Genomic DNA, 9637 nt, shown 5'->3' with positions numbered 1-9637 from the left:
CCGTCGCCGCAGGAGGCGCCGTCGTCGACGAGGCGCAGGCGCCGTCTTTCACCGTGCTGGCCGACGGCGAGGGCAACCGCGCCTGCGTGTGCACCGTCCTTTCACGCTGAAGGGCTGCGGAACTGACGGCGGAACAGGGTGCAGCGCAGCGCCGTTGTACCGGTAGGTAAGTCAACAAGGAGAACAGGTGCACAACCACTTCAACGGGGCCAAGACGGCCCTGCTTTTCGGATCCCTGATGGGGATCTTCCTGCTGTTCGGTGCGGTGATCGCTTCGGCCACGCGCAGTTCGGCGTTCCTGTGGATCTTCGCGCTGATCGGTGTCGGCTCGATCGCGTACAGCTACTGGAACAGCGACAAACTCGCTATCCGCAGCATGAAAGCTGTTCCGGTGACGGAGCAGCAGGCGCCGGCGATGTACCGCATCGTGCGCGAGCTCAGCACCAAGGCGGGCAAGCCGATGCCCCGCCTGTACGTCTCGCCGACCATGGCGCCCAACGCATTTGCCACCGGCCGGAACCCGGAAAACGCAGCGGTCTGCTGCACCCAGGGCATCCTGCAGATTCTCAGCGAGCGCGAGCTGCGGGGTGTGCTTGGGCATGAGCTGATGCATGTCTATAACCGTGACATCCTGACCGGGTCTGTTGCCGCCGCTGTTGCCGGCGTCATCACCTCGGTTGCGCAGATGTTCGCGTTCACTGGCCTGATGGGCGGCAACCGGAACTCGGGTGGCAACCCGATCGCGGCGCTGCTGTTGGCGTTCCTTGCACCGCTTGCTGCGGGGCTCATCCAGATGGCCATCGGCCGAACCCGCGAGTACGACGCCGATGAAGACGGCGCCCGCCTCACGGAAGACCCGCTGGCTCTCGCCTCCGCCCTGCGTAAACTCGAGCGCGGAACGCAGCAGGCGCCGCTGCCGCAGAGCCAGCAGCTGGTCAACACCTCGCACCTGATGATTGCGAATCCGTTCCGCGGCGGAGGGGTGAAGAAGCTGTTCGCCTCCCACCCGCCCATGGCACAGCGCATTGCCCGCCTGGAGGGTATGGCCGGCCGCACCCTGCAGTAGTACCGGTTACAAGCCCAGAACGACGACGGCGACGCCCCCTCTCAAGGGAGCGTCGCCGTCGTTGGTTGGCTTGGACGCCTACCGCATGTTCACGAACTGGAGGTCAGCCTCGTCAAAGTTCTTGAGCAGAGCCATGGTGGCCTGCAGGTCATCGCGGGACTTGGAGCTGACGCGCAACTCGTCACCCTGGATCTGGGATTTGACGCCCTTGGGTGCCTCATCGCGGATGAGCTTGTTAATTTTCTTGGCGATGTCCTGTGCGATGCCCTCTTTGATGGTTGTCTCGAGGCGGAATTCCTTGCCCGAGGCGTAGGGCTCGCCGGTGTCGAGGGACTTCAGCGAGATGCCGCGCTTGATCATCTTGGACTGCAGGACGTCGAGCACAGCGAGCACGCGCTCTTCCGAGTTTGCCTTCATGAGGATCATCTCGCCGCTGAAATCCACCTCAGCTCCAACACCCTTGAAGTCGTAGCGCTGGGCAAGTTCCTTCTGTGCCTGGTTCAGCGCGTTGGCAACTTCCTGCTTGTCTACCTTGCTTACAACGTCGAATGTGGATTCACTGGCCACCGTTGCCTCCTTCTGGTTGGTATTTTCCTGCTCCTACCCTAATTCACAGCTTCGCGACAGGCGGCGTTCATGTGCGGGTGAAACGGTGGAACCCTCAGCCGTTCTCAGGAGGAACTCTTGACCGCGCAATCGCGTCGCTACTTTGTCCATGCCCGACATGCTGTTGCCGGGTCGCTGATCATGGCCGCCTCGCTGACAGGGGTGGGAGTGGCGCCGTCGGTCGCTGCATCGCCCATCGTTACGCTGCCGCAGGAGCCGGAAGTTGGGTCAGAATCCTCGTCTTCTGTCCGGTTGCAGGGCGTACGCGCGGACCTTCAGAACGCGGTGGAGATGGGCCTGGTGACCGCTGACCAGGCGAAGAGCTTCTACGCGCAGATCGAGCGTCGGGTGGCGTCCGGTCGCTGAAATCGGCTGTACCGGAACACGATTCGATAATGCGCGGGATGTTCTGTAAAGTTATTTTGCCTGCGGACGGCGATCCGCGGGCAGTCTTCCTGAAGAGTTTTTCTTCACGAGACGTTCGGCAGATTACCCGAGCGGCCAAAGGGGGCTGACTGTAAATCAGCTGGCACAGCCTACGGGGGTTCGAATCCCTCATCTGCCACTCGCCACGAAGGCCCGTACTGCCCGGAAATCCAGGGTAGTGCGGGCCTTTCGCTTTGATCGCGCTGGATCAAGCAGCGCTTCGGGCACCAAGCGCGTGGATGTCCCAGAGGTAGCAGATGGTGCTCGCATCTGTGTTGTGCAGTGTGTTGAAGTAGAGCCACTGCCAGCCTGTAGCGCCATTGCTGTCCATCGGTGCAGGAGGGCACTGCTCGGGCGTGTGCCAGCTTTGCCCATCGAAAAGGTGGTGCACGTCTCCGGCCGGGGTTGCTGCCAGTTCCTCGCCGTGCTGTCCCCGAGGAAGCACGAGCTTCTCTTTCAGAGCGGTTGCAGGCGCCACGGCATGTAGTTCCGTGCGTCCTGGATCGGGAATGAAAGGGAGTTTCGAGAACAGGTCGTCGAGCAGAGCGATGCTGCGTTCGAGTGATTCTTCAGCATCCAGTTGGTGGGTGAGAATCAAAGCCGTATGGCGGGTCATCTTGCGTCCTTTCCGTAGCGTTTTCGTCCGCGAAACTGACGCTATTCGAAGCGCTCCGCCTACAGCGGCACTTGCAGGAAAATGTGGATAACCGCCACCCACCTGTCGGAATTGGAATGAAGCGCGCCGTCTTGTCTGCGCGCATCCAGCCTCGCGTTGTACCAAGCGGCCTCGCGCAGAGCGAACAGGACGAGACATCTCCGCCGATTCTCGTTAGCGTGAAGACATGGCAACTATTGACATCACTGAGGCAACTTTCCCCGAGACCATCGAAACGAACGACATCGTGTTCGTCGATTTCTGGGCTGAATGGTGTGGCCCGTGTAAGCAGTTTGCTCCCGTGTACGACGCCGTGTCCCAGCAGCACAGCGACGTCACCTTCGCGAAGGTGGACACTGAAGCCGAGCAGTCGCTCGCCGCGGCAGCAGGCATCACCTCCATCCCCACGCTGATGGCGTTCCGCGAGAAGGTCCTCGTCTTCTCGCAGCCGGGTGCACTGAACAACAACCAGTTCACCGAGCTGGTCGACGCCGTCAAGGCACTGGACATGAAGGAAGTCCACGCACAGGTCGCCGAGCAGCAGGCCAAGGCCTCCGCTGACGGCGCGCAGCCTGAAGGTGCTCAGCCCCAGGCATAACAAGACTTCGTCGAAGGCTCCGGCCCCCGTCAACAGTGGGGGCCGGAGCCTTCGCACGTTAAGCCCCAAAAAAACGCACAATCCTGCAGCTTCTGGCCGGACATGACGACGACGGCGCAGCCAACCGCCGGAAACAGGCGGACGGCAGGAACACCGAGAGCGAGAAGGTGCAGGATTGCGCGCACCGGCAGCAGAACCTACCGCCGCCGGTGGTCTTCGGGCGACAGCCGCGGACCGTACGCCTGCTTCCGGAACCCGCTCGCGTACAACATCCGCACCACCCGCTGACGCTGGCCCGCCCACGGTTTGAGCAACTCGAGCATTCCGGCGTCGTCAGTGCGCTCGCCGGTCAGCGCCGCCCCAACGAAGGCCGCGAGGTGGAAGTCGCCCACCGAAATCGAATCGGGACACCCGTGCGTGCGCTGAAGCACCTCGGCGGCAGTCCACACGCCGATCCCGGGAATCGAGCACAGCCCGGCGTGCACACCCGCAGCATCCAGTCCCGCCAACCGCTCCAGGCCGGACGCGACGCCGGCAGCCCGCAACGCTGTGGCCGACCGTTTCGAATCAACACCTGCCCGGTGCCACTCCCAAGACGGAACCCGCCGCCACTGTGCAGCAGTCGGAGGCAGCCGAAGCTCCCGCGGAGCGCCGGGCGCTGCCGGTGCGGGATCACCGAAGCGGGTCACCAGGTACCGCCATGCCCGCTTCGCCTCAAGCCCCGTCACCTTCTGCTCCAGAATGACGCGCACGACGGCGTCAAGCATCCTTCCGGTTGCAGGCAACCGGAGGCCGGGCTGAAGATAGCGGCCCTTCCGGGCCAACTCGGGCAGCGCGGCCGCGAAGGCAGGGGAGTCGAACCCGCTCCAGTCATCGACCAATCCCGCCAACTGCGGAACAGAGGCAAGGGCAAGGGAGGCACCCGGTCCCCACGCTGTTGCGTGCACTGAAGATGACCGCAGACCGCCCCGCTGGGACAAGCGAAGGGTGGCCGCGCCGTCGTCGTTCCGGAAAGCCAGCCACGCCGCACCGTCGCGGAAGATGACAGTCGGATCATGTGGACCGCACTGCAGCGGCCCAACGGAAGGCAGCAGCGCATAAGGCTCATGGAGCTCCCACTCTGCCGACAGAGCGGCCGGGGCGGAAGCGGTGATGGTCATGCTGTTAATGCTCGCACGTGCCGGTGACGGTTCGCCGGTCGCAGGTGCGCCGTCAGATCCATTGAGTCAGGTCCACGGAGTGCATAGCGGTAACTTGTTAACCATGAAGTTCGCCAACTCCGTCCTGGATCTCATCGGTAACACCCCCCTCATCAAGCTCAACAAGGTCACCGATGGCATCGCCGCTACGGTTCTGGTGAAGGTGGAGTACATGAATCCCGGCGGGTCGGTGAAAGACCGCATCGCCGTCAAGATCATCGACGCCGCAGAAAAAGAGGGCAAGCTGGGCCCCGGAGGTACCATCATCGAGCCTACGTCGGGGAACACCGGCGTCGGGCTTGCGCTCGTTGCCCAGCAGCGCGGGTACAAGTGCATCTTCGTGGTGCCGGACAAGGTGGGCGTGGACAAGCGCAACGTCCTGGCAGCCTACGGCGCCGAGGTGGTGGTCACCCCGACGGCCGTTGCACCGGACAGCCCGCAGTCCTACTACGGTGTCTCGGACCGCCTGACGCGCGAAATCCCAGGTGCCTTCAAGCCCGACCAGTTCTCCAATCCCAACGGCCCGCTCAGCCACTATGAGAGCACCGGCCCTGAGATCTGGCATGACACCGAGGGGCGGATCACACACTTCGTCACCGGCGTGGGCACCGGCGGCACCATCAGCGGCACCGGCCGCTACCTCAAGGACATTTCGAAGGACCGCGAGTCGGGGACCGTCCGCGTCATCGGCGCAGACCCTGAAGGCTCGGTCTATTCCGGCGGCACCGGGCGCCCGTACTTCGTGGAGGGCGTCGGCGAGGACATGTGGCCGGACGCCTATGACCCGTCGGTTCCGGATGAGATCATTCCCGTGAACGACGCCGAGAGTTTCGCCATGACTCGTAGGCTCGCCCGTGAGGAGGGCCTCCTGGTGGGCGGTTCGTCCGGTATGGCGGTAGTGGCCGCGCTCCGCGCGGCGAAGGACCTTACCGAGGAGGACGTCGTCGTCGTTCTTCTGCCTGACAGCGGCCGCGGCTATCTAGGCAAGATCTTCAATGATGACTGGATGAAGTCCTACGGCTTCATGGACAGCGGTGATGAGTCGTCGGTCGGCGAGGTGCTCCGCTCGAAGAACGGCGCGCTGCCGGACCTCGTGCACACGCACCCGAATGAGACCGTCCGGGACGTCATCATGATCATGAATGAGTTCGGCGTGTCCAACATCCCGGTCCTCTCGCAGGAACCGCCGGTGGTGATGGGCGAGGTCCTCGGCTCCGTCGATGAGCGCCATCTCACGGAGAAGATCTTCCACGGCACAGCCAAACTCACCGACAAGATCTCCGAGCACATGGGGGAGAAGATGCCGCTCATCGGCTCGCTTGAGTCGGTGACCAGCGCACGTGAGCGGCTGCAGGGCAGCGACGCCCTGATGGTTACCTTCGTGGGAGCGCCCGTGGGAATACTTACGCGCCACGACCTGCTGACGTATCTGAGCAGCTAAACCTTTCGAAGGAGAGCAACCCAGTGACCTCAACCAACGGCTTCAACACGCGCGCAGTCCACGCCGGGCAGACCCCTGACCCCACCACGGGCGCGGTCATTCCGCCGCTGTACCAGACAACCACCTTCGCGCAGGACGGCATTGGCCAGCTGCGCAACGGGTACGAGTACGGGCGCGGCACCAACCCCACCCGCGACTCCCTCCAGGCCCAGCTCGCAGCACTTGAGGGTGCGGAGCATGCTTTCAGCTTCTCCTCAGGCCTTGCTGCCGAGGACGCCCTGATCCGGGCAGCTCTCCGGCCCGGCGATCACATCGTTCTGGGTAACGACGCCTACGGCGGAACCTACCGGCTCATCAACCGCGTGCTCGCGGACTGGGGTATCACCAATTCAGCTGTAGACATGTCGGATCTCGACGCCGTCGAAAATGCGGTGAACTCCGGGAAGACCCGCATGGTCTGGGTTGAGACGCCGTCCAACCCGATGATGAAGATTACCGATATTGCAGCCATTGCAGCCATCGCGAAGAAGGCCGGCGCGATGCTGGTTGTCGACAACACGTTCGCTACCCCGTACCTGCAGCAGCCGCTCTCGTTCGGTGCCGACGTGGTTGTCCACTCGACCACGAAGTACATCGGTGGGCACTCGGACGCAAGCGGCGGCGCCGTCATTCTCAATGATGCTGACCTTGCCGAGAAGGTGGGCTTCATCCAATTCGCAGTGGGCGCCGTATCCGCGCCCATGGAGGCGTGGCTGACCACGCGCGGGCTGAAGACCCTCGGTGTGCGGATGGATCGGCACAGCACCAATGCGCTCGCGATCGCCCAGTGGCTCCAGGGTCGTGAAGAAGTGGAGCGCGTCTACTACCCGGGTCTGGCGGATCACCCCGGCCATGAGCTTGCGGCGCGCCAGATGCGCAGCTTCGGCGGCATGATCTCCGTGTCTTTCAAAGGCGGAGAGCAGGCCGCGCGCACGGTCGCTGAATCGACGGAACTCTTCACGCTCGCGGAATCCCTCGGCGGCATCGAGTCCCTGATGAATTATCCGTCCGAGATGACGCATGCTTCGGTCAAGGGCACTGAGCTGGCGGTGCCGGAGAATCTGGTGCGCCTGTCTGTGGGCATCGAGGACGTTGAGGACCTCATCGCGGACCTCGAAAAGGCGTTCACGAACCTCTAGGGGATCAGCGCTTCCGGAACGGGCTTACGGTCCGGCTGACCAGCCGCACCCACTTGTTCTGCGGCTTCGGGCTGATCCGCTGGAACCAGGCTGTCGACGTCGGCAGCCACATCAGCACCACGCCGATCAGCATGACCACGCACACCACTGACAGGCCGGGCGTGCGGCGGACCAGGATCGGGACTCCGACAATGAGCCCGATCGTGGTCAGAAGTTCACGGGCGCCGCGTTTGCCCCGGCGGAGTCCCAGCACCAGCACCAGCTGAACGACGGCGAGTCCGCCCAGCAGCGCACCGAGGCCGATCAGCCCCGCCCGGTCTATCTCCTGGGCCGCCGCGGAGATCAGGAAGCTTGCGGCGGCGATCAGGAACAGGACGCTGACCAGCACCTCCACGGCAATCGCTGCCCGAATGGTCAGCGGCCGTGGCGGAAGGTCTGGGCGGGGCTGTCGTGCCACGTCAGCCGCGGGGAGCTACGACGCCGGTGCGCGCCGCCTCGTCGTAACGGTAGACCTCTTTGCCGCCGATCCAGACGGTGAGCGCACGCTGCATGACATCCAGCGGATCACCGCTCCAGAGGACGACGTCGGCGTCCTTGCCCGGCTCCAGGGAACCGATGCGCTCAGCCAGCCCCAGCACCTTCGCGGGGTTGATGGTGATGGAGCGCAGCGCCGTGACCGGGTCCAGCCCCTCCTTCACGGAGAGGGTCGCCTGGTGAACCAGGAAGTTGATCGGGATGACCGGGTGGTCCGTGATGATGGAAATTTCGACGCCGGCCGCCGCCAACTTCCCCGGGTTGGCGATCGAGCGGCCGCGCAGCTCCACCTTGGACTTGGTGGTGAACAGCGGTCCGATCAGCACCGGGATCCCGCGCTCCGCCAGCACATCGGCGAGCAGGTGCGCTTCAGTCCCGTGGTCAAGCACGAGGTCGTAGCCAAACTCGTCCGCTATGCGCAGCGCAGTGGCGATGTCGTCAGCGCGGTGGGCGTGCTGCCGCCAGGGAATCTCGCGGCGCAGCACCATGGCCAGGGCCTCAAGCTTCGGGTCACGGGCGTTCTCGTCCGCCTTGCCCATGTAGTTCTGCGCATCCATGAACGCCTTGCGGATGATCATGGCCGTACCCAGCCGCGTGGATGGCGTTTGCTTCTTTTCGCCGTACACGCGCTTGGGATTCTCGCCGAGGGCGGACTTCAGCCCGCTGGGGGAGCGCAGCACCATCTCTTCGATGTACCGGCCGTGCGTGTGGATCGCAACCGCGAGGCCGCCGATCGGATTACCGGATCCGGGATTCACGTTCACCGAGGTCACTCCGCCGGCCAGGGCGTCGTCGAATCCTGGATCGAAGGGGTTCACCGCGTCCAGGGCGCGAACGCCGGCAGTGACCGGATCCGTCATCTCGTTGGTGTCATCGCCGGCCCATCCCTCGCCTTCTTCATGTGTGCCGAGGTGCACGTGCGCATCGACGAAGCCGGGGAGGAGCCACTTGCCGTCGGCGTCGACGACGTCGGCACCCTCCGGAGCGGTGACGTCCGCTCCGAGTGCGGAGACCTTGCCGTTTTCGATCAGCACGGTTCCGTCGAAGGGTTCGCCTTCAATGGGAACGACGTGCGCGTTGATGATTGCTGTGACAGTCATGGGTGGAGACCTTTCGCCGGTGGTGGGGGTCACAACCAAACTTACCGTCTGCCTACACTGATCCGATGATGCAACGATCAGCCCTGATCACCGGCGCCGGCCGTCCCGAGGGGATTGGGGCGGGAATCGCCCGTGCCCTCGCGGCGGAGGGATGGGACCTTGTCCTCTCCTACTGGCACCCCTATGACGAGCGGGTGAACCAGGCCACGGATCCATACGCCCAGTTGCGGGATCTCGCCGCGGAGCTGGAGGCGATCGGCTCACGCGTCACGCTGCTGCCCGCCGATCTGGAGCAGCCGGGCACGCCGGATGCACTGATCTCCGACGCCGCCGAACTGGGTCCGCTGACGGGGCTGGTGCTCTCACACGCGGAGAGCGTCGACTCATCAATCCTCGACACCACCGTGGAAAGCTTCGACCGTCATTTCGCCGTCAACGTCCGTGCAGCGTGGCAGCTCATCCGCGCCTTCGCGCTGCAGTGCCCGGACGACGGCGGCGCAATCGTCGCGCTGACCAGTGACCATACGGTGCACAACCTGCCGTACGGAGCATCGAAGGGCGCACTCGACCGGATCGTGATCGCTGCGGCACGCGAGTTGGGGGAGCGGAAGATCAGTTCCAACGTGCTGAACCCGGGCCCGGTGGACACCGGATGGATGATCGACGAGGTACGCGAAGCGCTCATCCAGCAGCAGCCAACGGGAAGCCTCGGCACGCCGGCCGATGTGGCCGGCGTCGTCGCTTTCCTTCTCTCGCCGGCGGGCCGATGGATCAACGGTCAGCTCATCAAGGCCGACGGCGGGTTCTCGGCCTCCTGAAAAGCGCCGGCGCGTG

11 protein-coding genes and 1 tRNA gene are annotated in these 9637 nt (G+C 64.2%); 7 read left to right on the top strand and 5 right to left on the bottom strand.

What is annotated here, in order from left to right; translation table 11 throughout:
- Positions 1-187: 187 nt before the first annotated feature.
- Positions 188-1066 (top strand): zinc metalloprotease HtpX, encoded by an 879-nt coding sequence (gene htpX / locus P4U43_RS10690; RefSeq protein ID WP_277358726.1) that lies wholly within the window; start codon positions 188-190, stop codon positions 1064-1066.
- 78 nt (positions 1067-1144) lie between these two features.
- On the opposite strand, the gene P4U43_RS10685 is transcribed toward htpX, so the two are convergent.
- The gene (locus tag P4U43_RS10685; RefSeq protein WP_056543842.1) at positions 1145-1633 is read right to left on the bottom strand and encodes a YajQ family cyclic di-GMP-binding protein; all 489 of its coding nucleotides are present in this window, start codon (positions 1631-1633) and stop codon (positions 1145-1147) included.
- Between the two features lie 117 nt (positions 1634-1750).
- Here P4U43_RS10685 and P4U43_RS10680 point away from each other — a divergent pair, with 117 nt between their 5' ends.
- A complete protein-coding gene (locus P4U43_RS10680) occupies positions 1751-2038 on the top strand; it encodes a hypothetical protein (RefSeq protein ID WP_277358725.1) in 288 nt (95 codons plus the stop codon).
- A 117-nt stretch (positions 2039-2155) separates the two neighbouring features.
- Positions 2156-2237, top strand: a tRNA-Tyr gene (locus P4U43_RS10675).
- Between the two features lie 69 nt (positions 2238-2306).
- On the opposite strand, the gene P4U43_RS10670 is transcribed toward P4U43_RS10675, so the two are convergent.
- On the bottom strand, positions 2307-2714 hold the full coding sequence (locus P4U43_RS10670; protein WP_277358724.1) for a hypothetical protein: 408 nt from the start codon (positions 2712-2714) through the stop codon (positions 2307-2309).
- 226 nt (positions 2715-2940) lie between these two features.
- Here P4U43_RS10670 and trxA point away from each other — a divergent pair, with 226 nt between their 5' ends.
- Positions 2941-3351: a thioredoxin gene (gene trxA, locus P4U43_RS10665; RefSeq protein ID WP_277358723.1), complete on the top strand. Its 411-nt coding sequence runs from the start codon at positions 2941-2943 to the stop codon at positions 3349-3351.
- Between the two features lie 197 nt (positions 3352-3548).
- Here the strand turns inward: trxA and P4U43_RS10660 are convergent, their stop codons facing one another.
- Positions 3549-4511: a DNA-3-methyladenine glycosylase family protein gene (locus P4U43_RS10660; protein WP_277358722.1), complete on the bottom strand. Its 963-nt coding sequence runs from the start codon at positions 4509-4511 to the stop codon at positions 3549-3551.
- A 103-nt stretch (positions 4512-4614) separates the two neighbouring features.
- Here P4U43_RS10660 and P4U43_RS10655 point away from each other — a divergent pair, with 103 nt between their 5' ends.
- Positions 4615-5991, top strand: coding sequence for a cystathionine beta-synthase (locus tag P4U43_RS10655; RefSeq protein WP_277358721.1), 1377 nt, complete (start codon positions 4615-4617; stop codon positions 5989-5991).
- A 23-nt stretch (positions 5992-6014) separates the two neighbouring features.
- A complete protein-coding gene (locus P4U43_RS10650) occupies positions 6015-7169 on the top strand; it encodes a cystathionine gamma-synthase (RefSeq protein WP_277358720.1) in 1155 nt (384 codons plus the stop codon).
- A 4-nt stretch (positions 7170-7173) separates the two neighbouring features.
- On the opposite strand, the gene P4U43_RS10645 is transcribed toward P4U43_RS10650, so the two are convergent.
- Positions 7174-7626, bottom strand: a complete 453-nt coding sequence (locus P4U43_RS10645) for a hypothetical protein (protein WP_277358719.1) — start codon at positions 7624-7626, stop codon at positions 7174-7176.
- Between the two features lies 1 nt (position 7627).
- Complete coding sequence (locus P4U43_RS10640; protein ID WP_277358718.1) at positions 7628-8803, bottom strand: amidohydrolase; 1176 nt, start codon at positions 8801-8803, stop codon at positions 7628-7630.
- A gap of 65 nt (positions 8804-8868) precedes the next feature.
- Between P4U43_RS10640 and P4U43_RS10635 the strand changes: the two genes are divergently transcribed.
- On the top strand, positions 8869-9621 hold the full coding sequence (locus tag P4U43_RS10635; RefSeq protein WP_277358717.1) for an SDR family NAD(P)-dependent oxidoreductase: 753 nt from the start codon (positions 8869-8871) through the stop codon (positions 9619-9621).
- The last annotated feature ends 16 nt before the right edge of the window (positions 9622-9637 follow it).

It is taken from the genome of Arthrobacter vasquezii (assembly GCF_029455255.1).
GTDB lineage: Bacteria > Actinomycetota > Actinomycetes > Actinomycetales > Micrococcaceae > Arthrobacter_D > Arthrobacter_D parietis.
The sequence above is the reverse complement of the archived record's forward strand: the minus strand, read 5'-3'. Positions and strand labels throughout refer to the sequence as shown.